24 protein-coding genes are annotated in these 24,862 nt (G+C 63.4%); 14 read left to right on the top strand and 10 right to left on the bottom strand.

The features are described 5' to 3' along the window. Positions 1–50 precede the first annotated feature (50 nt). Positions 51–3,119 (top strand): DNA polymerase I, encoded by a 3,069-nt coding sequence (gene polA / locus YH63_RS09355; RefSeq protein ID WP_046827839.1) that lies wholly within the window; start codon positions 51–53, stop codon positions 3,117–3,119. 176 nt (positions 3,120–3,295) lie between these two features. On the opposite strand, the gene YH63_RS09350 is transcribed toward polA, so the two are convergent. After that, on the bottom strand, positions 3,296–3,922 hold the full coding sequence (locus YH63_RS09350; RefSeq protein WP_046827840.1) for a glutathione S-transferase family protein: 627 nt from the start codon (positions 3,920–3,922) through the stop codon (positions 3,296–3,298). A 108-nt stretch (positions 3,923–4,030) separates the two neighbouring features. Here YH63_RS09350 and pyrE point away from each other — a divergent pair, with 108 nt between their 5' ends. From pyrE to YH63_RS09330, 4 genes are all read left to right on the top strand, one after another. Then, positions 4,031–4,594, top strand: coding sequence for an orotate phosphoribosyltransferase (pyrE, locus tag YH63_RS09345; RefSeq protein ID WP_046827841.1), 564 nt, complete (start codon positions 4,031–4,033; stop codon positions 4,592–4,594). A 91-nt stretch (positions 4,595–4,685) separates the two neighbouring features. Further along, on the top strand, positions 4,686–6,167 hold the full coding sequence (locus YH63_RS09340; protein ID WP_433995094.1) for a sodium:proton antiporter: 1,482 nt from the start codon (positions 4,686–4,688) through the stop codon (positions 6,165–6,167). Between the two features lie 54 nt (positions 6,168–6,221). Next, on the top strand, positions 6,222–7,127 hold the full coding sequence (locus tag YH63_RS09335; RefSeq protein ID WP_046829632.1) for a ketopantoate reductase family protein: 906 nt from the start codon (positions 6,222–6,224) through the stop codon (positions 7,125–7,127). 129 nt (positions 7,128–7,256) lie between these two features. Further along, a complete protein-coding gene (locus YH63_RS09330; RefSeq protein WP_046827843.1) occupies positions 7,257–8,033 on the top strand; it encodes a DUF2865 domain-containing protein in 777 nt (258 codons plus the stop codon). Positions 8,034–8,234: 201 nt separating this feature from the next. Here YH63_RS09330 and YH63_RS09325 read toward each other — a convergent pair whose 3' ends face one another. After that, a complete protein-coding gene (locus YH63_RS09325) occupies positions 8,235–8,666 on the bottom strand; it encodes a hypothetical protein (protein WP_046827844.1) in 432 nt (143 codons plus the stop codon). 130 nt (positions 8,667–8,796) lie between these two features. Further along, complete coding sequence (locus YH63_RS09320; protein ID WP_170978675.1) at positions 8,797–9,246, bottom strand: SgcJ/EcaC family oxidoreductase; 450 nt, start codon at positions 9,244–9,246, stop codon at positions 8,797–8,799. A gap of 144 nt (positions 9,247–9,390) precedes the next feature. Here YH63_RS09320 and YH63_RS09315 point away from each other — a divergent pair, with 144 nt between their 5' ends. After that, entirely contained in the window at positions 9,391–10,233 is an 843-nt protein-coding gene (locus tag YH63_RS09315; protein WP_046829633.1) for an acyl-CoA thioesterase, read from the top strand. A 173-nt stretch (positions 10,234–10,406) separates the two neighbouring features. Next, positions 10,407–11,294, top strand: a complete 888-nt coding sequence (locus tag YH63_RS09310; RefSeq protein WP_046827846.1) for a hypothetical protein — start codon at positions 10,407–10,409, stop codon at positions 11,292–11,294. A gap of 78 nt (positions 11,295–11,372) precedes the next feature. Here YH63_RS09310 and YH63_RS09305 read toward each other — a convergent pair whose 3' ends face one another. From YH63_RS09305 to YH63_RS09290, 4 genes are read right to left on the bottom strand one after another with little or no spacing between them, the layout of a single operon-like run. Then, positions 11,373–12,146 carry an ABC transporter ATP-binding protein gene (locus tag YH63_RS09305; RefSeq protein ID WP_046829634.1) on the bottom strand — a complete coding sequence of 258 codons (774 nt, stop codon included), beginning with the start codon at positions 12,144–12,146 and terminating at the stop codon, positions 11,373–11,375. Further along, positions 12,146–13,168: a FecCD family ABC transporter permease gene (locus YH63_RS09300; protein ID WP_046827847.1), complete on the bottom strand. Its 1,023-nt coding sequence runs from the start codon at positions 13,166–13,168 to the stop codon at positions 12,146–12,148. The genes YH63_RS09305 and YH63_RS09300 overlap by 1 nt, the downstream gene beginning before the upstream one ends. Then, a complete protein-coding gene (locus YH63_RS09295; RefSeq protein WP_046827848.1) occupies positions 13,165–14,238 on the bottom strand; it encodes an iron ABC transporter substrate-binding protein in 1,074 nt (357 codons plus the stop codon). Before YH63_RS09295 ends, YH63_RS09300 begins: the two co-directional genes overlap by 4 nt. A gap of 8 nt (positions 14,239–14,246) precedes the next feature. Beyond that, on the bottom strand, positions 14,247–14,456 hold the full coding sequence (locus YH63_RS09290) for a TOBE domain-containing protein (protein ID WP_046829635.1): 210 nt from the start codon (positions 14,454–14,456) through the stop codon (positions 14,247–14,249). A 191-nt stretch (positions 14,457–14,647) separates the two neighbouring features. Here YH63_RS09290 and YH63_RS09285 point away from each other — a divergent pair, with 191 nt between their 5' ends. Then, the gene (locus YH63_RS09285) at positions 14,648–15,379 is read left to right on the top strand and encodes an adenylate/guanylate cyclase domain-containing protein (protein ID WP_046827849.1); all 732 of its coding nucleotides are present in this window, start codon (positions 14,648–14,650) and stop codon (positions 15,377–15,379) included. 100 nt (positions 15,380–15,479) lie between these two features. Here YH63_RS09285 and YH63_RS09280 read toward each other — a convergent pair whose 3' ends face one another. Further along, positions 15,480–17,096, bottom strand: coding sequence for a phosphoenolpyruvate carboxykinase (locus YH63_RS09280; protein WP_046829636.1), 1,617 nt, complete (start codon positions 17,094–17,096; stop codon positions 15,480–15,482). A 430-nt stretch (positions 17,097–17,526) separates the two neighbouring features. Between YH63_RS09280 and YH63_RS09275 the strand changes: the two genes are divergently transcribed. After that, entirely contained in the window at positions 17,527–17,922 is a 396-nt protein-coding gene (locus YH63_RS09275; protein WP_246658033.1) for a RidA family protein, read from the top strand. 33 nt (positions 17,923–17,955) lie between these two features. Here the strand turns inward: YH63_RS09275 and YH63_RS09270 are convergent, their stop codons facing one another. Beyond that, complete coding sequence (locus YH63_RS09270) at positions 17,956–18,687, bottom strand: HugZ family protein (RefSeq protein ID WP_046827850.1); 732 nt, start codon at positions 18,685–18,687, stop codon at positions 17,956–17,958. Between the two features lie 229 nt (positions 18,688–18,916). Here YH63_RS09270 and YH63_RS09265 point away from each other — a divergent pair, with 229 nt between their 5' ends. The 5 genes from YH63_RS09265 to YH63_RS09245 all read left to right on the top strand — a co-directional run bounded on the left by YH63_RS09265 (position 18,917) and on the right by YH63_RS09245 (position 22,912). Further along, positions 18,917–19,618 carry a response regulator transcription factor gene (locus tag YH63_RS09265; RefSeq protein ID WP_046827851.1) on the top strand — a complete coding sequence of 234 codons (702 nt, stop codon included), beginning with the start codon at positions 18,917–18,919 and terminating at the stop codon, positions 19,616–19,618. A gap of 100 nt (positions 19,619–19,718) precedes the next feature. Continuing rightward, positions 19,719–21,548: a sensor histidine kinase gene (locus YH63_RS09260; protein WP_046827852.1), complete on the top strand. Its 1,830-nt coding sequence runs from the start codon at positions 19,719–19,721 to the stop codon at positions 21,546–21,548. Further along, positions 21,545–21,991 carry an HPr kinase/phosphorylase gene (locus YH63_RS09255; RefSeq protein ID WP_046827853.1) on the top strand — a complete coding sequence of 149 codons (447 nt, stop codon included), beginning with the start codon at positions 21,545–21,547 and terminating at the stop codon, positions 21,989–21,991. Before YH63_RS09260 ends, YH63_RS09255 begins: the two co-directional genes overlap by 4 nt. Before the next feature lie 208 nt (positions 21,992–22,199). After that, positions 22,200–22,601, top strand: a complete 402-nt coding sequence (locus tag YH63_RS09250; protein WP_006022367.1) for a PTS sugar transporter subunit IIA — start codon at positions 22,200–22,202, stop codon at positions 22,599–22,601. Then, a complete protein-coding gene (locus YH63_RS09245; RefSeq protein ID WP_046827854.1) occupies positions 22,598–22,912 on the top strand; it encodes an HPr family phosphocarrier protein in 315 nt (104 codons plus the stop codon). The genes YH63_RS09250 and YH63_RS09245 overlap by 4 nt, the downstream gene beginning before the upstream one ends. Before the next feature lie 112 nt (positions 22,913–23,024). Here the strand turns inward: YH63_RS09245 and YH63_RS09235 are convergent, their stop codons facing one another. After that, a complete protein-coding gene (locus tag YH63_RS09235) occupies positions 23,025–24,737 on the bottom strand; it encodes a glycosyltransferase family 39 protein (RefSeq protein WP_046827855.1) in 1,713 nt (570 codons plus the stop codon). Between the last annotated feature and the right edge of the window lie 125 nt (positions 24,738–24,862).

Raw genomic sequence — 24,862 nt, 5'->3', positions numbered from 1 at the left:
ACTAGGCGTTGCCGGGTGTCAATTTCGGGAGAAATCCCTAAATTGCGCCCATGCCGAAACAGCCTGCATCCCCTGCGAAATCGCCCGCCACGAAACCCGCCGCCAAAGCGCCAGCCGCAAAGGCCCCCGCCAAGGGCGATCACGTCTTTCTGGTGGACGGCTCGGGCTACATCTTCCGCGCCTATCACGCGCTGCCGCCGCTGAACCGCAAGTCCGACGGCCTGCAGGTCAACGCCGTGCTCGGCTTCTGCAACATGCTGTGGAAGCTGATGCGTGACATGCCACCGGATAACCGGCCGACCCACCTCGCCATCATCTTCGACAAGTCCGAGGTCACGTTCCGCAACGAACTCTATCCCGAATACAAGGCGCAGCGTCCGCCCGCGCCCGACGACCTCATTCCGCAGTTCGCGCTGATCCGCGAGGCGGTGCGCGCGTTCGATCTGCCGTGCCTCGAACAGTCCGGCTTCGAGGCCGACGACCTGATCGCCACCTATGTGCGCGAAGCCTGCGAGCGCGGCGCGACCGCGACCATCGTTTCCAGCGACAAGGATCTGATGCAGCTCGTGACCGATTGCGTGTCGATGTACGACACCATGAAGGATCGCCGCATCGGCATTCCCGAGGTGATCGAGAAATTCGGCGTGCCGCCCGAGAAGGTGGTCGAGGTGCAGGCGCTGGCGGGTGACTCGGTCGATAACGTGCCCGGCGTTCCCGGCATCGGCATCAAGACCGCCGCGCAGCTCATCACCGAATACGGCGACCTCGAAACGCTGCTCAAGCGCGCCCCAGAGATCAAGCAGCCGAAGCGGCGCGAGGCACTGATCGAGCACGCCGAGAAGGCGCGCATCTCGAAAAAACTCGTGCAGCTCGATGACCGCGTGAAGCTCGACGTGCCGCTGGATGATCTCGCCGTACACGAGCCGGATTCGCGCAAGCTGATCGCATTTCTCAAAGCGATGGAATTCTCGACACTGACGCGTCGCGTCGGCGAGTATGCCCAGATCGATCCGTCGGATGTCGAAGCCGACGCCGGAATGAAGAGCGCGTTCGCACCCGCCGATGTCGCGACTCCGTCACCGGCCACACCGCCGCTGGGCGGCGAGCCTGACCTGTTTGCCAAAGGGACGTCGGGCGGAACGTCCAACGCCGGCCAGTGGGCGGGATCGACGCCGCAGCCGAAGCAATCCGCAACCAATGGCGCGGGACCTCAGACGCCAAAGGCGCTGGCCGATGCCCGTGCCGCCGAAGCGCGCAGCGCCAAATTCAATCGCGCCGCCTACGCGACGATCAAAACCCTCGACGAATTGCAGCGGCGGATTGCGCGCGCCTTCGACATCGGCCAGGTCGCCGTGACGGTCGAGACCTCCAGCGCCGACCCGATGCAGGCGGAGATCTGCGGCATCTCGCTGGCCACCGGCATTAATGAAGCCTGTTACGTGCCGCTTGCGCACACCAAGCCCGGCGACGGCTCGGGACTGTTCGCCGGCGGGCTTGCGTCTGACCAGATCAAGGCGGCCGACGCGCTGGCCGCGCTCAAGCCCTTGCTGACGGACCCCGGCGTTCTCAAGATCGGCCACGATCTGAAGTTCGATACCGTGATGCTGGCGCAGCACGGCATCGACATGGCCCCGATCGACGACACCATCCTGATTTCCTACGTGCTCGACGCGGGCCGCGCCAACCACGATCAGGAGTCGCTGGCCGAGAGCTGGTTCGGCCACAAGGCCATCGGCTTCACGGAGCTGACCGGTACCGGCAAGAACAAGATTCTGTTCGATCAGGTGCCGGTCGACAAGGCCACCGAATACGCCGCCGAGCGCGCCGACATCGTGCTGCGGCTCTGGCGCGTGCTGAAGCCGCGCCTGATGGCGTATCGCGTCAACACCGTCTACGAGACGCTGGAGCGTCCGCTGGTGTCCGTCCTCGCGCGGATGGAGCGGCGCGGCATTTCCATCGACCGCCAGGTGCTGTCGCGCTTGTCCGGCGAATTCGCGCAGACGGCCGCGCGCGTCGAAGCCGACATCCAGAAAATGGCCGGCGAGCCGATCAATCCGGGCAGCCCGAAGCAGCTCGGCGACATCATGTTCGGCAAGATGGGCCTGCCCGGCGGCGCGAAAACCAAAACCGGCGCATGGTCCACCTCCGCGCAGATTCTCGACGAACTCGCGGAGGCCGGGCATGAATTCCCGAAACATGTTCTGGAATGGCGGCAGGTCACCAAGCTGAAATCGACCTACACGGATTCGCTGCCGGAATACGTCAATCCGCAGACCCATCGCGTGCACACGACCTACGCGCTGGCCGCGACCACCACGGGCCGGCTGTCGTCCAACGAGCCGAACCTGCAGAACATTCCGGTGCGCACCGAGGACGGCCGCAAGATCCGCAAGGCTTTCATCGCCGCCAAGGGCTACAAGCTGGTCTCGGCAGACTATTCCCAGATCGAACTGCGGCTGCTCGCCGAGATCGCGGACATCCCGTCGCTGAAGCAGGCGTTCCAGGACAAGCTGGACATCCACGCCATGACCGCGTCGGAAATGTTCGGCGTACCGATCAAGGACATGCCGAGTGAAGTGCGCCGCCGCGCCAAGGCGATCAACTTCGGCATCATCTACGGCATCTCGGCGTTCGGCCTCGCCAACCAGCTCGGCATTCCGCGCGAGGAAGCCGGCGCGTATATCAAGAAGTATTTCGAACGCTTCCCCGGCATCCGCGCCTACATGGATGCGACGCGCGATTTCTGCCGCGAGCATGGCTATGTCGAAACCATCTTTGGCCGAAAATGCCACTACCCGGACATCAAGGCGAGCAACCCGTCGATCCGCTCGTTCAACGAGCGCGCGGCGATCAACGCACGCTTGCAGGGCTCCGCCGCCGACATCATCCGCCGCGCCATGATCCGGATGGAAGACGCGCTCGCCGAGAAGAAGCTTTCCGCGCAGATGCTGCTGCAGGTGCACGACGAACTGATTTTCGAAGTGCCGGACGATGAAGTCGCCAAGACCTTGCCGGTGGTCCAGCATGTGATGCAGGACGCGCCGTTCCCGGCGGTGTCGCTGTCGGTGCCGTTGCAGGTCGATGCGCGGGCGGCGAACAATTGGGACGAGGCGCATTAGAGCCTCTGTCACCGCATCATTTGCAAATGTCGTCCCCGCGAAGGCGGGGACCCATAACCACCAAAGGTGGTGAGGATCGTTGAAAGAGCCGCTGGCTTAGGGAGTATGGGTCCCCGCTTTCGCGGGGACGACGTGATCTTCTTTCTTCCCTCTCCCACAAGGGGAGAGGGTAAAGCTCAACCCAGCTTCACCTCAAACCCCTTCGTCACACCCGGACGCGCCATCATCGTTGCGTACCAGCGCTTCACGTTCGGAAAATCGGCGAGCGCGACCTTGTGACGCTCATGCCGCCACGCCCAGCCGAGAATGGCGAAGTCAGCGACCGAGATTTTGTCCGCGACAAATTCGCGCCCCTCAAGACGCCGATCCAGCACGGCATAGAGCCGCCGTGTTTCCTTCATGAAACGCTCGAGGCCGTAGCGACGGTCCTGCTCGTTCTCCAGCGCGATGAAATGATGCACCTGGCCCGGCATCGGGCCGAAGCCGCCCATCTGCCACATCAGCCATTCCAGCACCGGAATCCGCTCGCCCAGATCCCGGGGCAGGAATTTTCCGGTCTTCTCGCCGAGGTACAGGAGGATCGCACCGGATTCGAAAATGCTGACCGGTTTGCCGTGCGGACCGTCCGGATCGACGATGGCGGGAATCTTGTTGTTCGGGCTGATCCTGAGGAAGTCCGGCGCGAACTGCTCGTCCCTGGAAATGTTGATGGGATGCACCTTGTAGGGCAGGCCCATTTCCTCCAGCGCGATGCTGATCTTGCGCCCGTTGGGCGTATTCCAGGTGTAAAGATCGATGGTCATTTGCTGCCTTTATTGATCTTGCGCTGTTGACGGTGGGCGATCCCCTGTGGAATGTCCACGTCGCAGAGGATAAATTCCCGCAATTCCCCGTAGCTTGAAGAGATCGCCTTGTCCAAATCAGCGTCCCGCGCCCGCCTGGCCGACATCATCCGCAAACGCTCGTTCGGGCGCGGCGAAATCACGCTGGCGTCCGGCCGCAAGAGCGATTTCTACTTCAACCTGAAGCCCACCATGCTCGATCCGGAAGGCGCTGCTCTTCTTGCGGAATTGTCGCTCGACGCACTGAAGGACGATCAGGTCGATTACATCGGCGGGCTAGAGATGGGCGCGGTGCCGATCGCCGGCGCGATCGCGCAACTGTCGTGGCTCAAGGGACATCCCATTGCGGCCTTCTTCGTCCGCAAGAAGCCGAAGGAACACGGCGCGCGGCTCGCGGTCGAAGGCCTCGCCAAGGGCGAAAGCCTGAGCGGCAAACGCATCGTTATCGTCGAGGACGTCACCACCACCGGCGGCTCCGCGATCAAGGCGGTGGACGCGGTGAAGGACGCCGGTGGCGAGGTCGTGATGGTGTTCACCATGGTCGACCGCGACGAAGGTGCGACCGAAGCGTTCACCGAAGCCGGCATTCCGTTCCGCGCGCTCTACAAGGCGGGCGAGTTTCTGAAAGGCTGATGTCGCTCCTCCTCACCACTGAGAATTCTCGGTCGTTCCGGCCAAGCGAGCAAAGCGAGCGCGAGCCGGAATCCATAACCACGGAATAGAGATGAGAATGCAGATATCTCCCCGTCCCCACCGACTTCGGGGGTTATGGGTCCCGGCTTTCGCCGGGACGACCGCGAAAAGCATCCTCGCCTGCGTCCTGCTTTTGCTGCTCCCCGCACCCGCGTTTGCCGCCGAAGGACTGGATGGCGCGAAGCTGTCGATCCTCTGGGCGCTGCCGTTCGTCGGCATCCTTTTGTGTATCGCCACAGGTCCGGTGTTCTATCCCCACGTCTGGGAGCATCACTATGGCAAGTTTACCGCGTTCTGGGCGGCGCTGATCGTCATCCCGCTGTTCGCGACCGCCGACGTTTCCACTGTGACGACGACGCTCGCGCACACCGCGCTCCTGGAATACATGCCGTTCATCCTGCTGCTGCTGGCGCTGTTTGTGGTGGCCGGCGGCATCTATCTCGAAGGCAACCTGCATGACAGTGTGTTCACCAACACCGTGCTGCTCGCGGTCGGTTCGGTGATGGCCAGCATCGTCGGCACCACGGGCGCGGCGATGATCCTGATCCGCCCGCTGATCCGCTGCAACGACAGCCGCAGGTATAACGCGCACGTCGTGGTGTTCTTCATTTTTCTCGTCGCCAATATCGGCGGCGCGCTGTCCCCGCTCGGCGATCCGCCGCTGTTCATCGGCTTCCTCAAGGGCGTCGATTTCTTCTGGACCACGAAATATCTCTGGCAGGAAACGCTGTTCGTGGGCGGCGTCGTGCTCGCGGTCTTCATGGTGATCGATCTTTACATGCACCACCGCGAGGGCCGTTTCTCGAAGAAGAAGGATCCGACGCCCGACTCGCCGCTCAAGCTGCACGGCAAGATCAACCTCGCGCTGATCGCAGTCATCATCGCCGCCATCCTGATGAGCGCGCAGTGGAAGCCCGGCATTGCCTTCAACGTCGCGGGCGTCGAACTGCAAATTCAGGATTTGCTTCGTGACGTTATCTTCGTGGCGGTTGCGGTGGCGTCCATGGCATGGACAAGGAAATCGGATCGCGAGGCCAACGGGTTTTCGTGGGGACCGATCCAGGAAGTGGCGATCCTGTTCGCAGGCATCTTCATCTGCATCGTGCCGGTGATGGCGATGTTGCAGGCGGGCGCCCAGGGACCGTTCGCCGCTCTGCTCGGCCTCGTCACCAACGCCGATGGCAGCAACAACGCCGCCGCCTATTTCTGGCTGACCGGCATCCTGTCGTCGTTCCTCGACAACGCGCCGACCTATCTGGTGTTCTTCCAGCTCGCGGGCGGCGATCCGCAGGTGCTGATGGGAGCGAAGGCCGCGACACTGGCCGCGATCTCGTCCGGCGCGGTCTACATGGGCGCCAACACCTATATCGGCAACGCACCGAACTTCATGGTCTACGCCATCGCACGACAGGCCGGGGTGAAGATGCCGAGCTTCTTCGGCTACATGGTCTGGTCGATGCTGGTGCTGGTGCCGACCTTCGTGCTGACGACGTTCCTGTTCTTCAAGCCGTAGGCGCAAGCCTCGGCTTCGGACGTGACGAAGAAGTCCGCTGGCGGAGAAGTCCTGATGAAAGTTGCGGTGATGGGAGCCGGAGCGGTCGGCTGCTACTTCGGTGCGATGCTGGCGCGAGCCGGGCACGACGTAACCTTGATCGCGCGGCCTCAACACGTCGAAGCCATCAGGCAGCATGGCCTGACGTTCGAGAGCCGCAGCTTCAACGGCGCGGTTCCGGTGCAGGCCACAACCGAGGCTTCGGGTGTCGAAGGCGCCGACATCGTGCTGCTCTGCGTGAAATCGGCGGATACAGAATCCGCAGGACAGTCGATCGCTCCCTTCCTGAAGCCGAACGCGACGGTCCTCTGTCTTCAGAACGGCGTGGACAATGCTGAGCGGCTGCAGGCAACAATCCGGCAAATCGCGGTTCCCGCCGTTGTTTACGTCGCCACCGAGATGGCGGGCCCGGGCCATGTCAAACACCACGGACGGGGCGAACTGATTGTCGGCACATCTCCGGCCAGCGCGGAGATCGCGCGGCAGTTCAACGACGCTGCGATACCGACGACGGTCTCGGCCAACGTCATCGGTGATCTGTGGGTCAAGCTGATTACGAACTGCGCTTACAATGCGCTGTCGGCGGTTGCAGACCTGCCTTATGGGCCAATGCTCAAGGTCGAGGGCGTCACCGACGTGATGACAACCGTCATCGACGAATGCACCGCCGTCGCGCAGGCGCTCAATGTCCCACTTCCCGAAACTCTGCGCGACGCGACGCTGGCGCTCGCCGAAGCGATGCCGGCCCAATATTCATCCACCGCTCAGGATCTGGCGCGTGGCAAGCTCACCGAGATCGACTATCTGAACGGGTACGTGGTGAGAAAGGGAAAAGAGCTCGGCATCGCGACGCCGACCAATCTCACGCTGCATGTCATGGTCAAGTTGCGCGAAGCGCATCTGCAACATTCGCGTTCCTAACCTCGCGTTTACCATCACGCCCTAAGGTCATTGACGCTGCGGCATAATCCTGCCGCGGGTGTCAGCGTTGCGTGAGTGGGGCCGTCGGTGTTGCGTAAACAGTTGCGTACTTCGCGCGTGCGGCGCCGCATGACGCTTGTTCTCACCCTCATGCTGGCGATGCCCGTGGCGCTTGCGCCGCGCGCGGCGTCCGCAGGCATTTTCGATTTCCTGTTCGGCAGCGACAAGCCGGAGCGGAAAGCGTCGCAGCAGGCGCCAAGCAACGCCTCCGCCGATCCGTTCGGCCTGTTCAATCCCGATCCAGCGCCCGCGCCGTCGGCTTCGTCCGGCGGACGCTTCACCACCTATTGCGTGCGGAGCTGCGACGGCCGGTATTTCCCGCTGACCTCGCGCGGCGGCGGCACGCCTGCGCAGATGTGCCAGTCGTTCTGCCCGGCCAGCCAGACCAAGGTTTTCTCCGGCAACAGCATTGATTATGCGGTCGGCAACATGGGCGAGCGCTATGTCGATACGCCGAACGCGTTCGCTTACCGCAAGGCGCTGAAGGCGGATTGCACCTGCAACGGCCGCGACCCTGCGGGTCTTGCGCCGGTCGATCTGTCGCTCGACACCACGCTGCGCCCCGGCGACATCATTGCAACCTCGGACGGGCTTGTCGCCTACTCCGGCAATTCCGCCAACGGCCAGACCGCCCAGTTCACGCCGGTCAACAACTATCCGGGCCTGACGCTGGCGCTGCGCGCGCGGCTCGGCGAGATGAAGGTCGCGCCGGTGGCCGCCGAACTTCCTGAGGATACCTATTCGTCGCAGGACATCACCGGATCGCTGGCGCAGCCCGAAGCGCCACAGGCTGCTGTCGTGGCGTCGCCGAAGACTGCCGCGCCGAAACCCCGCGCGCGGATGTAATACGAGACGCGAATTCGCGAACGCCTCAGCTGTCGTCCCCGCGAAAGCGGGGACCCATAACCACCGGCTTCGTGTTGTGGGGACGATGTCGAGGCAAACATCCCTCAAGATTTGAGAATTCAGCGAGCATGGATCCCCGCTTTCGCGGGGACGACACAGCAGATAAACGCAATCGCTGAGACTGTAAGCCGATGAGACTCTTCACCGCCCGACGATGACCCCGATCACGTTCGGTGCCGCGAGATATTTCTCTTCCATCTCCATGCGCGCCCGCGCCTTGATCTCCGGCGTCAGCAGCCCGCGGTGTTCGGCCAGGATCATCCAGCAATAGCCCCACCAGTCGGTCAGGATGCCGGTGTCGTCGATCAGATCGTAGCCGTGCTCGGCGGCGAAGATCCGCGCCCGCGCCTCGTCCAGCGAATCGAGGAATTCATGGTCCTTCAGCGAGAACAGGTCGTCGCTGAAATCGTCGGTGGTGTAGCCCCATACCGACATGCAGACCGCATTGAACTCGCGGTCGATATGATCGTCGTCCACCAGCCGCGTCCGGGCGGCGGTATGGAGACGGGACAGCGTCCGGGCGAAGTCCGCGATGCGCGTCAGCGCCGTGTTGTCGAAAGCGATATTGGACATGTAGTCCTCAAGACCAATGACAGACCCTAGATGTGGTGGCGCGACGCGCCGAATCACAATGATATATCAATGACTTGCTAAAGTGTTCTTAATTTGTTCTAAACGCAAGACGAAGCAGTCGGCCCAATGGCTATTGCCGCGTTTCCGCGCGCGGCGAGGAATGGTGATGCGCGATCATCCATTTGCCGTCCCGCCTGACCACCAGCATGGTGAAGCGCGAAGGCCGCGGCGTATTGTTTTCCGCCGCCCGGCTAAACGTATAGAGGCCGGTGCCGACCACAGCGTCGTCGTTGAGCACAATCGTGTAACGCTCGGTGATGGCGTTCTTTCGCCCGCTGCCCGGTAACGCCTCGAAGTATTTCTGAAGCCCCTCGGTTCCTTTCGAAACGATCGGGCTGGTGGTGCCGAGCAGGATGGCATCCGGCGTGTAAAGCTTCACCAGCGCATCACGGTCGTTGGCGCTGTAGGTTGCCGACCAGCGGTCGATCACCGCATTCGCCTCCTCCGCCGGGCCGGCAATGGCCTTGCCCTGAGCCATGATCACCAGCATTGCGAAGAGTACGCACGCGAAAGCCCTCATCCTGACCTCCCTGTTCGACATACCGCGTCAATCTAGCACAGGCCGAGACGGGCGGCATCCACGCGCATAACCGCCATTACCTCGCACGTCATTGAATTCAGCGCCGGTCCTGCGCAGAGTTCAGCCTGCATGTGGGAGCTATCGATGCTTGAGAAGACGCCTGAGACCACCGTGAACGACACCGTCCATCCGTTCGACCGCGCCACGCAGGTCACCGCCGTGGACGGCCGCTGGCGCGGCACGGCCAGCGAGGATTATTTCGCGTTTGTCGGTCCGTTTGGCGGCGCCACCGCCGCGACCATGCTGCGCGCGATCATGGTGCAGCCGGAGCGCATCGGCGATCCGCTGTCGGTCACCGTGAACCTGTGCGCGCCGGTGGCGCGCGGCACGTTCGATCTCACTGTGCGCCTGATGAAGGCGACCCGCTCGACGCAGCACTGGATGGTCGAACTGTTGCAAGACGGTGAGGTCGCGGCCTTCATGACTGCCGTGTTCGCGGTTCGCCGCCCCTCATGGTCACATCAGTCAGCGACGATGCCGGAGGCCCCTCCGTTCGACACAATCAAACCGTTACCGGACAGCGGCATCGCAAATTGGGTGCGGCAGTATCAGTTTCGCTTCGTGGAGGGGATGCCGAGCTACAGCAAGACACCGCACGATGTGCCGGCGAGCGCGTATTCAAGGATGTGGCTCAGCGACACCACGCCCCGGCGGATCGATTTCCTGTCGCTGCTGTCGATGTCCGACACTTTCTTCGCGCGCATCTTCCATGTCCGCGGCACGATCGTGCCGATCGGCACTGTGTCGATGACGACGGCGTTTCATGCCGACGCCGAGGATCTGGCCGCCGAAGACATCACGATGGTGCTCGGTGCCGCCGACGCAAATGTCTTTCACAAGAGCTTCGCCGACCAGACCGGCGAATTGTGGAGCCCGAGCGGACACCTGCTCGCGACCACCTCGCAGACCGTGTACTTCAAGGCCTGAAATTCCACCGCCCGCGACGAGAGACGAATTGCCGCAGCGCGCTGCGGCCCAATCCAGCTGTCACATTCCGCGTGCATGGTCCGGCCACTGCTCGCGATCCGGCATTTGTGACTGCGGTCCCACCGCGATTTCCGGTTCTAACGGGCACTCACCAGCCCAACCGGAGATTGTCTATGATTCAAAAATTGTCCCATCGGCTCGCGGCCGTTGCCGTCGCCGCCGCAACATCCGTGTTTGCGTTCGCCGCGCAGGCCGAGATCGACAACAGCTCGCTCTCCGCGCCCGGCTTCCGTCCGCATGTGCGGACCTTCGGTCTGGTCTACACGCTGCCGAAAGACGTCAACGACACCCTCGACCTGACCACCAAAGGCATGCTGCGTGAAAAGCTGCTGAACGCGAAGCTCGAAGACGAGGCCGCACGGCACAACATTCCACACGTGACGGTGGTTCATATCCACAACGCCGACGCCACCACCCCTGACAAGATGCTGAAGGCGCTGCCGAAGCTGCCGGGCGTTCTCAATGTCACTCTGAAGAAGTTCTACAACACCGAAGCTGCCAAGGGCGCGGGTCAGCCGTGGTGGCTGGATCTCGGCATCGTCAAGGAAGGTGCGGACTTCGAAGCCATGATGGCGTTCAACACCACCGCCACCGCCGCGCTCGCGCCGCTGCGTGACGGCCCGCTGCCGCGTTGCACGGGTCCGGTTTACGCCGCCATGAGCGATGCCGCGAAGGACCTGGTGAAAACGGTCGGCGTCAGCGGCGTCAACGTCGTAAAGGACGGCAAGGAGCTGCGCTCGCACAATCCGCACAACACGTTGGTCTACAGCAATGTGAAGTTCACGCCGGAGCTGCAGAAGGACATGGATCAGACCGCAACCGAGTTCAACCAGATCCTGCCCGACGGCATCCCGGTCTCGTTCAAGACCATTTCCATCGTTGAACTTGGTTTTGCCGGAAACGTGCTGCGCGAAGTCTACCGGATCGACCTTCAGAACGGCTCGATCCTGAACGTCGCCACCGGCAAGACCACCGGCACCACAACCGCGACGGCACGCTAAGTTGTCTCAACACGTCTCGTAAATAACAAAGGGCGGCTCGATGAGCCGCCCTTTCCGATTCAAGCACGCGACGTCCAGTCAGCGCGGATAAACCGGCGCACAAACCGTCTGCCCACCGGCCAGCCGCTCGACGGTGACGTCGATCCCGTAGACCGCCTTGAGCCGCGCGGCGGTCAGCACCTCGGACGGCGTTCCCTGCGCGACGATCAGCCCGTCCTGCATCAGCGCAACGCGGCTCGCCACGGCAAAAGCCTGATCGGGATCGTGGGTCGAGAGAATGATGCCGGTGCCACGTGCAGCGAGCTTGCGGATTTCCGCCAGCACCGCGACCTGATTGCCGAAATCGAGACTGGCGGTCGGCTCGTCCATCACGATCAGGCGGGCGGCCTGCACCATCGCCCGCGCCACGATCACCAGCTGGCGCTGCCCGCCCGACAATGTCGTCACCTCGCGCGCCGCCAGCTCGGCAATGCCAAGTTCGGCAAGTGACTCCTGCGCGATTGTCCGATCCTCAGTTGTCGGCGCGGCGAACATGCCGCGATGCGCGACCCGGCCCATCAGCACCAGATCGGACGCGGTGTAGGGAAACGCCGTGTCCTGCGCCTGCGGCACATAGGCGATGCGGCGCGCGATCTCCGCGCGCGGCAAATTTGCCAGCGCGTCACCGCCGAGCGTAACGCCGCCGCCCTGCGGCCGCAGCAGGCCAAGCAGCGTCTTGAACAGCGTGGTCTTGCCGCATCCGTTCGGCCCAAGCAGACACAGCACCTCGCCGGCCTCGACGCTCAGATTCAGACCAGTCCCCACCGGCCGCTCGGGATAACCGAATGCAAGATCGTGGGCTGTAAGGCGCATCACGACCACCCGTGCCGGCCGCGCCACAGCAGCCACAGAAAGAACGGGGCGCCGACCACCGCGGTGAGAATTCCAATCGGCACCTCAACGCGCCCCAGCGACCGCGCCAGCGTGTCGACCAGCACCAGGTAGCTCGCGCCCATCAGCATCGCTGCGGGCAGCAGCCGCTCGAAGTTCGGGCCGACCAGCATCCGCGCAATGTGCGGAATCACGAGACCGACCCACCCGATCACGCCCGAGATCGCCACCACGCTGGCGGTCATCAGTGTCGCCGCGGCAATCACGATGACGCGCAGCCGGCCGGATTCGACGCCGAGTGATTTCGCCTCTTCATCGCCGAGCGAGAGCACATTGATCTGCCAGCGCAGCAGCACCAGCGGCACGAGGCCGATCAGTACCGCCGGCATGACATTCCAGAGATCGCCGCCCCGCACGCTGGCGAGACTGCCGAGCAGCCAGAACGTAATCGCCGGCAACTGGTCGTAAGGGTCCGCCAGAATCTTCAGCAATGAAATGGCCGCACCTGCGAGCGCGCCGACTACGACGCCGCCGAGCACGAGCACGAGCGTCGGATCGCGCCCGCGCACCGCGACAGCAATCAAATAGACGAGTCCCACGGTCGCAAGTCCGCCGCCGAAAGCGAGCATCTGGATGGCGAACACCGGCAGCGACAGGAAAATGCCGATCACCGCGCCAAGGCCCGCGCCTGCCGACACGCCGAGCACATCGGGCGACACCAGCGGGTTGCGAAACAGTCCCTGATAGACCACACCCGCGCCCGCCAGCGCCGCGCCGACGATCAGGCCCGCCAGTATGCGTGGACCGCGAATGCCGAACAGCACCCGCTCCTCGGACGTCTGCGGCAGATCGCCTGACCAGAGATTTTTTACGGCGCGGATGAATCCCTCGAGCGTCACGGGAAACGCGCCGACGGTCAGCGCCGCCGCGGCGACTGCAATCGCCAGCACCGCGAGGCCGGGAATGATCCAGGAGGCTTGCGGTGCCGCCCGCGGTCCCGTCATCGGCGTGCCGGACGTGAGGGCGGCTTGCCGTCAGCCCATGCGATCAGGGTGTCGAGATCGCTATCGGTGACATCGACATGATAGAACAGCTTGTAGAACGCGCGTGTGTCTTGCCGGATGTCGAACGGAAAGCGCGCACCGTGAAACAGGTTGGCAAGCCAGCGCAGCCCGATCAGCCGGTTGATCGACGGCGGCCGATCGATCCAGCCGAACGGCGCGGTCGGCGCGAGATATACGCGGCCGTCCTTCACCGCCTTGACGCCCTGCCACAGCGGATCGCCGCCTTTCGCGAGCTTGTCGTGGAAGTTGCGATCCCATGTGACGATGACGTCGGGATTCCAGGCGAGAATCTGCTCGGGCGACACATTCGCGATGCCGCGCCGCTGGTCCTGCGCATCGGCGACATTGCGCCCGCCCGCCCGCTCGATGATCTCGGTATTGATCGAGCCTTTGAGACCCGTCTCAAGTCCGTCCGGGCCGCGCGCGAGATAAACACGCGGACGCTGCTCCTCCGGAATGCCTTTGAGCGTCGTATCGAGGTTCTTAAACAGATCGTCCGAATACGTCGCAAGCGCCTCGCCGCGCTCGGGCACGCCGAAAATATTGCCGAGCAGCCGAAACGACGACGACGACGCCTCGAAGCGTCCGTCGATCAGCACATAGGGAATGCCGGTGCGCTGCTGCACGCTGTCGGCCAGCGTCGCGAAGGTCTGCCGCACCGAACCGTAATCGACGATCAGGTCCGGCTTCATCTTCAGCACGGTCTCGACATTGGCGGTGTCGCCGCGCCCGGTCAGCAGACCGATTTCCGGCAGATCGCGCTGCGCCGGTGCGATGAACGGACGCTCTTCGGCGCGCAATGCGCGCGGCCAGCCCACCATGGTCTCCGGCCGCACCGCATAGACCACCACCGAGGCGGGGCCGCCCGCGGCGAACACATGATCGATGCGGTCGGGCAGCGTAACCGTGCGTCCGGCGGAATCCGTGACCGTGCGTGCGGCGTGCGCCGGCCGCGCCAGCAGCATCATGCTGGCGCCAGCAACGAACGATCGCCGGTCGATGCGGGTCATAGCCGTCCTCAGTCGATGCCCACCATCACGTCGCTCGCCTTGACGATGGCGTAGACCTGCTTGCCGACCTCGAGCTTCAATTCCTCGACCGAGGTCTTGGTGATGGCCGAGGTGATGATGCTGCCGCCGCCGACATCGATCTTCACATGGCTGGTGGTGACGCCGTGATCGATGGCGACGATCTTTCCCTTGAGCTGATTGCGCGCGCTGATTTTCATTCCATTGTCTCCCGGATCCAGCCAGCCGAACAGCGGCCTGCTCCCCATCCTATCAAGCCATTCGCGAACGCGCCCACCCGTTTCTGGCGCTGCGGCGCGTCCGCTATTCGGGATCGCGCCGATTGCGAGGTTTCGACGGCGGCCGAATTGCTGTAGCATGCGCCAGTCTCCATGATCCAAGGGCTGGCGAGATGACTCCGGAGCCCGCCACGATCTGTCTCGGCTGCTGGCAGCAGTTGCATTTGCCGGTGCCCCTGCGCGGCCCGCTTTCCGTGCCGTTTCGCCTGTTCGGCATCCGGCCGAGCCGCATGAATCCGAACACCTGCACCATCTGCGAAATGGCCTTCACGCGAGTCATGAAAGCCCGCGCGGTGACGATCGACGCCACGGTGATGTTCGCCGATTTGCGCGGCTACACCGCGCTCTCGCAGAGCATCGAACGCCAGGAGATGATGTCGCTGCTCGACACATTCTATGATGATTGCTCCGCCGCGATCTGGCGATATGACGGCCTCCTGAACAAGACCCTGGGCGACGCCGTGCTGGCGATTTTCAATTTCCCGGTGAAGCAATCCGATCATGCCGCGCAGGCGCTGCTGGCCGCCCGCGAGATTCAGCACAGCTTCAGGGAGAAACACGATCAACTCGTGCAGGCCATCGGCGTGAAGAATGCAGACATCGGCATTGGCATCGGCATCGATTGCGGCCAGACGAACTTCGGTGAATTCGGCCACGCCCATCGCGATCTGACGGCGATCGGCACCGTGGTGAACCGCGCAGCCCGGGCACAGGCGGCCGCGAAAGCCGGCGAAATACTTGTGACCGGCGCGGTGCGCGACCGTGTCGGCGACATGGTGTCCGGCGACGGAAATAATTATGCGCTGAAAGGCTTCGAGCAGCCGGTGCGGCTTTTCTCCGCCTGAAAGACGATCAGGCAGCCTTGGGCGCGAGCAACGCGCGATCCAACAAAAAGGGCGGCCCTATGAGCCGCCCTTTCTGATTCACATATGCTCGTCGAAGCGATCACTCCGCCGCGAGCTTGACCTCGGGGGCGGCGGCGCGGACGTCCGCGTCGACCTGCTTCTCGAACTGTTCGAAGTTCTTCTGGAACATGCCGACCAGCGCACGCGCGGTCTTGTCGAACTCGGCCTTGTCCTTCCAGGTGTTGACCGGATCGAGAATGTCGCTCGGCACGCCTTCCAGAGCCGTCGGCACCGCGAAGCCGAAATACTTGTCGGTGCGGAACTGGGCGTTGCGCAGCGAGCCGTTCAGGGCCGCGGTCAAAAGCGCGCGGGTCACCTTGATCGGCATGCGGCTTCCGGTGCCGTACTTGCCGCCGGTCCAGCCGGTGTTGACCACCCAGCAATCGACATTGTGCTTGGCGATCAGCTCTTTCAGCAGCTTGCCGTATTCGGCCGGATCGCGCGGCAGGAACGGCGAGCCGAAGCAGGCCGAGAATTCCGGCACAGGCTCGTTGCCGAGACCGCGTTCGGTGCCCGCAACCTTGGCGGTATAGCCCGACAGGAAGTGATACATCGCCTGCGCCGGCGTCAGCTTGGCGATCGGCGGCATCACGCCGAACGCGTCGGCGGCGAGCATCACCAGATTCTTCGGATGACCGGCGCGGCCGGTCAGCGAGGCGTTCGGGATCGCTTCCAGCGGATACGCCGAACGGGTGTTCTCGGTCTTGGAGCCGTCGTCGAAATCGGGTTCGCGCGTGACCGGATCGAGCACGACGTTCTCGAGCACTGCGCCAAAGCAGATGCTGGCGTCATAAATCGCCGGTTCTGCTTCGCGCGACAGCTTGATGGTCTTGGCGTAGCAGCCGCCTTCGAAATTGAAGATGCCATCCGGGCCCCAGCCGGTCTCGTCGTCTCCGATCAGCGTGCGGTTCGGATCGGCCGAGAGCGTGGTCTTTCCGGTGCCGGAGAGGCCGAAGAAAATGGCGCTGTCGCCGTTCGGGCCGACATTGGCCGAGCAGTGCATCGGCATCACGCCCTGCGCGGGCAGGAAGTAGTTCAGCGTCGTGAACACCGACTTCTTCATTTCGCCGGCGTACTGGCTGCCCGCGATCAACACGATCTTGCGGGTGAAATCGATCGCGACGACGTTCTCGGACTTGCAGCCATGACGCTTCGGATCGGCGCGGAAGCTCGGCAGATCGACGATGGTCAGTTCGGGCGCAAAGTTCGCAAGCTCGGCCATCTCGGGACGGCGCAGCAGCGTGCGGATGAACAGCGAGTGCCACGCCATTTCGGTGAACACGCGGGTCTTGATCTGGAATTTCGGATCGGCGCCGCCGTAGAGATCCTGCGCGAACAGGCTCTTGCCTTCGCAGTGCTTGAGGAAATCCTGATACAGCGTTTCGAACTGTTCGGAGGTGATCGACTGGTTGCCGCCCCACCACATGGTCTTGTCGGTCAGCGCGTCGCGCACCGTGAACTTGTCTTTCGGGGAGCGGCCGGTGAACACGCCGGTCTCTGCGACAAGCGCACCGCCGGCTGACAGCTCGGCTTCATTGTTGCGCAGCGAATGCTCATAAAGCGGCGCGGTGCCGAGATTCCAGTTCACCTGTTTGAGATTTTTAAAACCGAATTTATCGGCGCCGAAAGCACCGTTGCGCACACCCGTCTCTTGCACTTTCAGAATCTCCCACAAAGACCGCGTATCGTTTCGCGCGGCTAATCGCCAAACGCCCTGTCGCGGATGCCGGGGATCATAGCTCCCGGGCCTCAATCCGGCGACTTATTAGTGGGCAACGCCCGGCTTGCCAAGTCGGTCCGTCATAAAGCGGTAAAGATCGCCGGGACCGACGAAAACAGGTTGGATTTCACTGGCTTGGCGGCCCCTTTGCGTGGCCCGGCCATCACCTCTGGGCTTGCCGCAGCGCAGCACAGGCGGACGGCGCGGCGCGATGCCGCTGGAGGGCGACCTTGTTCCCGTCGCCGCGCGTCGATGTAATCAGGCCATAACTGCGCGTGTTCGCGCGCGGGAACGGCAGCACGGGGAGCGTCTGATGCGCAAGTGTTTGAGCATTGTGTCGAGCGTTATGATGTTGGCGATAGCAGGGGTGGCCCACGCCCAAGAGAAGAAAGTGATTGCAACGCCGGATGCGCCGCCGGCGATCGGGCCGTATTCGCAGGCCATCCGCGCCGGGAAGACCGTGTATCTGGCCGGACAGGTTTCGATCGATCCGAAAACCAAGCAGTTCGTCAACGGCACCATCGAAGAACAGACCAAAATGGCGCTCGACAATCTGAAAGCCGTACTCGCGGCCGACGGCCTGACGATGGATCACGTCGTCTCGACCGGCGTGTTTCTGAAAGACCTGAACGAGTTCGGAAAAATGAACGGGGTCTATGGCACGTATTTCAAGAATGCGCCGCCAGCCCGCGCCACGGTCGAGGTCGCGCGGCTGCCGCTGGATGCGAAGGTGGAGATTTCCGCCATCGCGGTGCATCCGTAAAATCTGTGCCGGACTGCTCGGGCAGGCTTCTTGTTACACGCCTGCCCGCGCCCGGTCGGCCAGAGCCTTCAGGGCTTGCCGCAATGCGCCCGGCGTGACGATCCGGTCGGGAAAATCGAGCCGAAGCGTGCGCCGGTCATCCTGCAGATCGAGGCCCTGCGGATCGCAACCGGTGCAGCGCCACGCGCCTTCCGTGGCCCCCAGCAATTTCACCGCATACAGATTCATCGTGTCCGTGTGATCTGCATTCATGTGCGCGACGATATCCGGCTCGGCTTCAAGGAGCGCCTCCGCGCCCGCCAGATCGGTGAGAAAATCGCGCGGCGCGAGATCGACGATGCGGCCGAACCCCGCCACCAGATGCACGCCGCTCGGCCTGATCCGGAAAAACGAGAAATCGCGAAAGCCCGCGAAGTCCTCGGCCGACGGATGCGCCGCGAGATAGCGCCGCTTCAGGCGTTCAGTATCGTCCTTTGCCTCTTCGGCGGTCCCCGCGAGCATGATGCGCGCACCCTCCAACGGATCGCCCGGCGCGCGTTCGTCCAGCATCAGCGAGACGCGCGGATCGTTCAGGATATTTTTGGTGTGAACCGCCAGCCGCGAGATCAGGAGGATCGGCATTCCGTCCGGCAGCGAGGCGACGGCGACCAGCGAGCAATAGGGATCTCCGCTCTGCGGCATAAGCGTCGCCAGCGCCCCCTGACGGGAGCGCGCGAGCAGCGAGCGGGTCAGGTCAGCCGGTTTGACGGTAGCGGAGGGGTCCATTTATCTGCCTGATTTCATTGGTTAACGGGCTTTTTTACGCCAAAAAGGGTTATAACCCGGAACAATCGCCTTATATAACCGTCAAGTTCCAGTCGGTACCCGGATCAGGAACTCGGTCACATTTCAGCCCAGCTTGCATTGCTCGTTGGCATGCGGACCACCGCCTTATTTCACGGCATCCGATTTGCCGGTCAGTACGCCCACAACACTCGATTTGGAAAGCAGGCTCATGCCCACAATCGCCCTGGTCGATGACGACCGCAACATTCTCACGTCGGTCTCGATCGCGCTGGAAGCCGAAGGCTACCGGATCATGACCTATACGGATGGCGCGTCGGCTCTCGACGGGTTCAAGACGAGCCCGCCGGACCTCGCAATCCTCGACATCAAGATGCCGCGCATGGACGGCATGGAAACGCTGCGCCGCCTGCGCCAGAAGTCCGATCTGCCGGTGATCTTCCTCACCTCGAAGGATGAGGAAATCGACGAGTTGTTCGGTCTCAAGATGGGCGCCGACGATTTCATCCGCAAACCGTTCTCGCAGCGCCTGCTGGTCGAGCGCGTCAAGGCGGTGCTGCGGCGCGCGGTGCCGAAAGATCCGGCCGCCACTCCGAAGGAACTGGACGCCAAGGCGCTGGAGCGCGGCCTGTTGCGCATGGACCCGGAACGTCACACCTGCACCTGGAAGAACGAGCCGGTCACGCTGACGGTCACCGAATTCCTGATCCTGCAGGCGCTGGCCACCCGCCCCGGCGTGGTGAAAAGCCGCAACGCGCTGATGGATGCGGCCTATGACGATCAGGTCTATGTCGACGACCGCACCATCGACAGCCACATCAAGCGCCTGCGCAAGAAGTTCAAGGCGGCCGACGACGATTTCGAGATGATCGAAACCCTGTACGGCGTCGGTTACCGGTTCAAGGAAACCTGACCGTTCGGCATGCGCCACGGTCGGGGGGATCAACGGTCACCCGCATGCCGGTTGGTGCTATAAGAAGCCGACCGCGAACCAACAATCGGGCGTTTAGCCATTGCTTGATCGAACGCAACACGATCACGACGACGATGCCGACGTTGGCGCACCGCCGCTCGCTCCGGTCACCGATGCGCCGTCCGCATCGGACGCCGGAACCGCGAGGCGGGGCTGGAGCAGCCCTGTCGAACTGGTCAGACGCGCCGGGCGCTATCTCGCCGCACTGACGTTTTCCAGCCTCACGCGCCGCATCGTCGTCCTCAACCTGATCGGCCTGTTCGCGATGCTGGCGGGCATCCTGTATCTGTCGCAGTTCCGCGCCGGACTGATCGACGCGCGCGCGCAGAGCTTGCTGGTGCAGGCTGAAATCATTGCGGGTGCAATCGCGGCCTCGGCCACCGTCGAGACCAACGCCATCACCGTCGATCCGGAACGGCTGCTCGATCTGAAGCCCGGCGAGACCTACGGCCCAAGCGACGAAATCCTCAGCAACATCGATTTCCCGATCAATCCCGAGCGCGTCGCGCCGGTGCTGCGGCGGCTGATCTCGCCGACCAAGACCCGCGCGCGGATTTACGATCGCGACGGCGTGCTCACCCTCGACAGCCGCAATCTCTACGGACGCGGCGACGTGATGCGCTTCGAACTGGCGCCGCCCAACGCCGAAAAGCCGGGCTTCGCCGAAAGGACCATGATCGCGATCCGCACCTGGCTCAATCGCGGCGACCTGCCGCCGTATCGCGAACTGGGACCGGAGAACGGCAACGGCTATCAGGAAGTGCAGCAGGCGCTGGACGGCCGCAAGGCCAGCATGGTGCGGATCAACGACCGCGGCGAAGTGATCGTATCGGTGTCGGTGCCGGTGCAGCGTTTCCGCGCGGTCCACGGCGCGCTGATGCTCTCGACCCAGGGCGACGACATCGACCAGATGGTGACCGCCGAGCGGCTCGCGATCCTCAAGGTGTTCGGCATCGCGTCGGGCGTGATGATCCTGCTGTCGCTGCTGCTCGCAAGCACCATCGCCGGCCCGATGCGACGCCTCGCCGACAGCGCCGAGCGGGTCCGCCGCCGCACCAAGACCCGCGTGGAAATTCCGGACTTCTCGTCGCGCGGCGACGAGATCGGCCATTTGTCGCGCGCGCTGCGCGACATGACCGGCGCGCTCTATAACCGCATCGAAGGCATCGAGCGCTTCGCCGCCGACGTCGCGCACGAACTGAAGAACCCGCTGACCTCGATGCGCTCCGCTGTCGAGACGCTGCCGCTGGCGCGATCCGACGACAGCCGCTCGCGGCTTCTGGCCGTTATCGAGCATGACGTGCGCAGGCTCGATCGCCTGATCTCCGATATTTCCGACGCCAGCCGCCTCGACGCCGAGTTGCAGCGGCAGGACGTCGAGCCGGTGGACGTGCGCCGCCTGCTCAACACGCTGGTCTCGGTGGCGAACGAAACCCAGCACGGCACCGACGTCACCGTCGAGGTTCGGTTCGAGGGCCGCCCGAACGATACGTTCTCGGTGCCGGGACATGACTCGCGGCTCGGTCAGGTGATTTCGAATCTCCTGAGCAACGCGCAGTCGTTCTCGCATCCGGGCGGCAAGGTGCGCATCGTCTGCCGCCGCTTGAAATCCGACATCGAAATCGTGATCGACGATGACGGCGCCGGCATTCGGCCCGGCGCGCTCGAGAAAATTTTCGAGCGCTTCTACACCGATCGTCCGGCGCAGGGCTTCGGACAGAACTCCGGCCTCGGACTGTCGATCTCCAAGCAGATCGTCGAGGCCCATGGCGGACGCATCTGGGCGGAAAATCGCCCCGGTCCGATCGACGCCGAAGGCGACGCGCGCATCGCCGGCGCGCGCTTCACGGTTCGGCTGCCCGCCATATGACCCCAAGCGGTGACGCAAGCATCCATGCCTCGGCGGTGCTGGTCGGCGATCGGGGCATCCTGATTCGCGGCCCCTCGGGGTCCGGAAAATCCCGGCTGGCGTTCGACCTGATCCTCGCGGGGCGTGCGGGACAGATCCCGGCAGTAACCCTGATCGGCGATGACCGCGTTCGCCTGACGGTCGCCAATGGCAGGCTCGTCGTGCAGGGCGTGCCTGAACTGGCCGGAATGATCGAAATCCGCGGCCTTGGAATCAGGACCATCGCCTTCGCGGCAGAAGGTCGCGTCGGGCTGGTGATCGACCTCGACGCCGCCGACGCCGAGCGCCTTCCGCCGCCGCAAGCCCTGAAAACACAGGTTTCGGGGCTGGAAATCCCGCGAATCCCGGTCGGCCGGGGGTATGCCGCCCTGCCCCTGGTTTTGGCCTTCCTTACGACAGTTTAAGGTTTCAAAAGCGAACCCGCGACCTTCTGCTGATTGCTGGACGGCACCCGCTCGCCATATAAGCCGTACCTTCGTCACTGATGACGGCCAGCGCGGACACCTTTTTTAAGGGGGTACGCGGCAAGATCCCCCCTTGCGCCGGGGCTCTGGATGGTCAACATGTGGCCCTTTCGTGCGGTGCATCAAAAGCGCCCGCGAGGAGTTTTGGATGATTGGTCTAGTACTGGTGACCCACGGGCGTCTTGCCGACGAGTTCAAGGCTGCGCTTGAGCACGTGATGGGTCCACAAAAACAAATCGAGTCGATCACGATTGGCGCCGAAGACGATGCCGATCTGTGTCGCAGCGATATCATTGAAGCCGTCAAGCGCGTGGACAGCGGTGACGGCGTAGCGATTCTCACCGACATGTTCGGCGGGACGCCGTCGAACCTTGCGATCTCCTGTATGAGCCGCCCGAAGGTCGAAGTGCTGGCCGGCATCAACCTGCCGATGCTGGTCAAGCTCGCCAAGGTCCGCGACGACAAGCCGTTGCCCGACGCGATCGCCGCCGCTCAGGAAGCCGGCCGCAAGTACGTGACGATCGCCAGCCGGGTCCTCGCCGGCAAATGAGCACCGCGCCGGAGCAGCAGTCTTCGTCCGCCGGCGTTATCGTCCGAGAACTTCCCATCATCAACAAGCGCGGCCTTCACGCACGCGCCTCCGCGAAATTCGTGCAGACGGCAGAGAAGTTCGACGCCGAACTGACCGTCACACGCAACGGCGAAAGCGTCGGCGGCACCTCAATCATGGGGTTGATGATGCTCTCCGCCGGGATCGGCACCACGATCAGCGTGGCCGCCAGCGGCCGCGAAGCGCAGGCCGCGATGGACGCCATTACCGAACTGCTCGCCAACAAGTTCGGCGAAGAAGAAGCAAGCTAGGCGCGTACTTCTTCCGTCATTGCGAGCGAAGCGAAGCAATCCAGCGCATAAGGCAAGGACTGGATTGCTTCGTCGCTGCGCTCCTCGCAATGACGGTGATCAGAATGACGATTTACTTGTCGTCTTCTTCAGTTCGTTCCGGTCCCACGATCCAGATTTTCCATTTCACAGCAGGTCCCGCTTTACCGTGGAAGTAGCGCCGTGAGGTGAGATCGACGCGCTCCGCGTTCGGCGCGTTCTCGGCCATCCAGGCTTCGCACTTGTGCAGCTCCAGATCCTTGGTGTCGCAGATGCCGATGAACCCGGACTGCTTCGCCGCGTCGAGACTGGTCAGGCCCGAGGCCCAGACTTCGCGCGGCGTGAGCGGCGCCGGATGGTCGGGACTGTAGAACGTCAGCGGCTCGCCGACCTCGGTGGTGCCCGCAACCACGGCCCAGCGCGTGTTGAAGCGCGCGCGCCACGCTTCCGTCAGTTGCAGCGCGAACTCGGACTTCGGTGCAAAAGGCACGCCGGCCTCGCCGTCGCGCCGCACGGTCTGCGCCGCGATGATCGGCGAGATCAGCAGCATGATCAGCGTGAACGCCAGCCACATGAGCAGCAGGCGGATCAGCGCCATCTGCGTCACGCGCAGTGTGGGGAGCGCGACCAGCGCCAGCGGCACCAGGAAGAACAGCGAGATGCCCCAGTCGGTTTTCATGTAGATGCCGAACACCACAGCGGCGAGCGGCGGCACCAGGCCGACGATGATCTGGATGACCCAGATGTTGCGCGCCTGGGTGAGGTACACGCCGGGATTGGGACCGCGCACCCACGGGCGCTTGGCCGACGCGATGAACTCGCGGACCAGTCCCCTTCGCCGCAACGACTTCCACCACTGCAGCTTCCACGCCAGCGCGATGCAGGCGAAGGCCACGGGGATCAGCAGCAATCCGATATTATGCGCGAGATAAATCCACGCCAGCCTAAGCGTGGCGCCGAGCGTCCGCCCGCCATAGACATCGTCGGCATAGATCAGCGGCAGAAAGTCTGCCTGCTTCAGCCACCACAGATGCGGCAGCATCCCGACAAAACATGCAACGAAGGCCACCCACGGCGCGGGCGAGCGCAGGAAGCGCATCCGGTCCGGATGAATCAGCGCTACAAGACCGGCGGCGCCGATCATGGTCAGCACCCAGTATTTCGTCATCAGCGCCAACGCCGCCGCAAGCCCGAGCCAGATGCCCGAGCGCACGGTGCGCTTCTCGAAGGCGTTGAGATAGGCCAGCACGAACAGCGGCAGCGTCACGAGCTGCAGGAGATCGGGATTGTACTTGAAGCCCTTGAAGGTGAAGATCGGATACAGCGCCAGCATCGCTACCGAAAACATCGCGCGGCGATGATCGACCACGCGCACCGCGATCAGCCAGCAGATCACCAGACCAAAGCCTGTGACCGTCATCGCCAGTGCATAGGTCGCCCAGTCGGTGACCGGAAAGATCCGGAACCAGACGCCTGCGATCCAGCCCGCGAGCGGCGGATGCTTGCCGTAGCCGAGAAAGAATTTCTGACCCCAGGCATAGGCCTCAGCAACGTCCATATGGACGTCCTGCGCGCTCTTTAGCGCAGTGAGGATGATGGTCCACAGCAACGCATGCGCCACAGCGAAGCCGATGACGAATCTGAGGCTGGTGCCGGGATCATGCGCCACCGCGGCGACCCACGCCGCCACGCGGCGGGTGACAGGCACATGGCGCAGGCGCGCCTTTTGCCGGGACCGCAATCCGGTGCGCGGGCCGGGATTCTTTCCGGTTCTGCGCCCACTCTCGGTCGATGAAGCATCGGACATTGCGGTCAACCTGTGTCGGAAACTGGCACCAGATACTGCCGCCGTTGCTAGCAGCGTGAAGCCCGCGGCGGCAACAGCAAATCATTGCGATTTCTGCGGAAGTCAGCCCCGGAACAGCCCAATTT

Source organism: Afipia massiliensis (assembly GCF_001006325.2).
Classification (GTDB): domain Bacteria; phylum Pseudomonadota; class Alphaproteobacteria; order Rhizobiales; family Xanthobacteraceae; genus Afipia; species Afipia massiliensis_A.
This window is presented reverse-complemented; position numbering and strand designations above follow the sequence as displayed.

Bases quoted from the DNA above. Each gene is read 5' to 3' on its own strand.
- YH63_RS09340 (WP_433995094.1), top strand. From the start codon at position 4,686: ATGAGAATGCAGATATCTCCCCGTCCCCACCGACTTCGGGGGTTATGG.
- YH63_RS09300 (WP_046827847.1), bottom strand. From the start codon at position 13,168: ATGACGGGACCGCGGGCGGCACCGCAAGCCTCCTGGATCATTCCCGGC.
- YH63_RS09320 (WP_170978675.1), bottom strand. From the start codon at position 9,246: ATGAGGGCTTTCGCGTGCGTACTCTTCGCAATGCTGGTGATCATGGCT.
- YH63_RS09285 (WP_046827849.1), top strand. From the start codon at position 14,648: ATGACTCCGGAGCCCGCCACGATCTGTCTCGGCTGCTGGCAGCAGTTG.
- YH63_RS09270 (WP_046827850.1), bottom strand. From the start codon at position 18,687: ATGGACCCCTCCGCTACCGTCAAACCGGCTGACCTGACCCGCTCGCTG.
- YH63_RS09235 (WP_046827855.1), bottom strand. From the start codon at position 24,737: ATGTCCGATGCTTCATCGACCGAGAGTGGGCGCAGAACCGGAAAGAAT.
- YH63_RS09245 (WP_046827854.1), top strand. From the start codon at position 22,598: ATGAGCACCGCGCCGGAGCAGCAGTCTTCGTCCGCCGGCGTTATCGTC.
- YH63_RS09250 (WP_006022367.1), top strand. From the start codon at position 22,200: ATGATTGGTCTAGTACTGGTGACCCACGGGCGTCTTGCCGACGAGTTC.
- YH63_RS09255 (WP_046827853.1), top strand. From the start codon at position 21,545: ATGACCCCAAGCGGTGACGCAAGCATCCATGCCTCGGCGGTGCTGGTC.
- YH63_RS09265 (WP_046827851.1), top strand. From the start codon at position 18,917: ATGCCCACAATCGCCCTGGTCGATGACGACCGCAACATTCTCACGTCG.
- YH63_RS09350 (WP_046827840.1), bottom strand. From the start codon at position 3,922: ATGACCATCGATCTTTACACCTGGAATACGCCCAACGGGCGCAAGATC.
- YH63_RS09305 (WP_046829634.1), bottom strand. From the start codon at position 12,146: ATGCGCCTTACAGCCCACGATCTTGCATTCGGTTATCCCGAGCGGCCG.
- YH63_RS09295 (WP_046827848.1), bottom strand. From the start codon at position 14,238: ATGACCCGCATCGACCGGCGATCGTTCGTTGCTGGCGCCAGCATGATG.
- polA (WP_046827839.1), top strand. From the start codon at position 51: ATGCCGAAACAGCCTGCATCCCCTGCGAAATCGCCCGCCACGAAACCC.
- YH63_RS09310 (WP_046827846.1), top strand. From the start codon at position 10,407: ATGATTCAAAAATTGTCCCATCGGCTCGCGGCCGTTGCCGTCGCCGCC.
- YH63_RS09335 (WP_046829632.1), top strand. From the start codon at position 6,222: ATGAAAGTTGCGGTGATGGGAGCCGGAGCGGTCGGCTGCTACTTCGGT.
- YH63_RS09330 (WP_046827843.1), top strand. From the start codon at position 7,257: ATGACGCTTGTTCTCACCCTCATGCTGGCGATGCCCGTGGCGCTTGCG.
- YH63_RS09290 (WP_046829635.1), bottom strand. From the start codon at position 14,456: ATGAAAATCAGCGCGCGCAATCAGCTCAAGGGAAAGATCGTCGCCATC.
- YH63_RS09325 (WP_046827844.1), bottom strand. From the start codon at position 8,666: ATGTCCAATATCGCTTTCGACAACACGGCGCTGACGCGCATCGCGGAC.
- YH63_RS09315 (WP_046829633.1), top strand. From the start codon at position 9,391: ATGCTTGAGAAGACGCCTGAGACCACCGTGAACGACACCGTCCATCCG.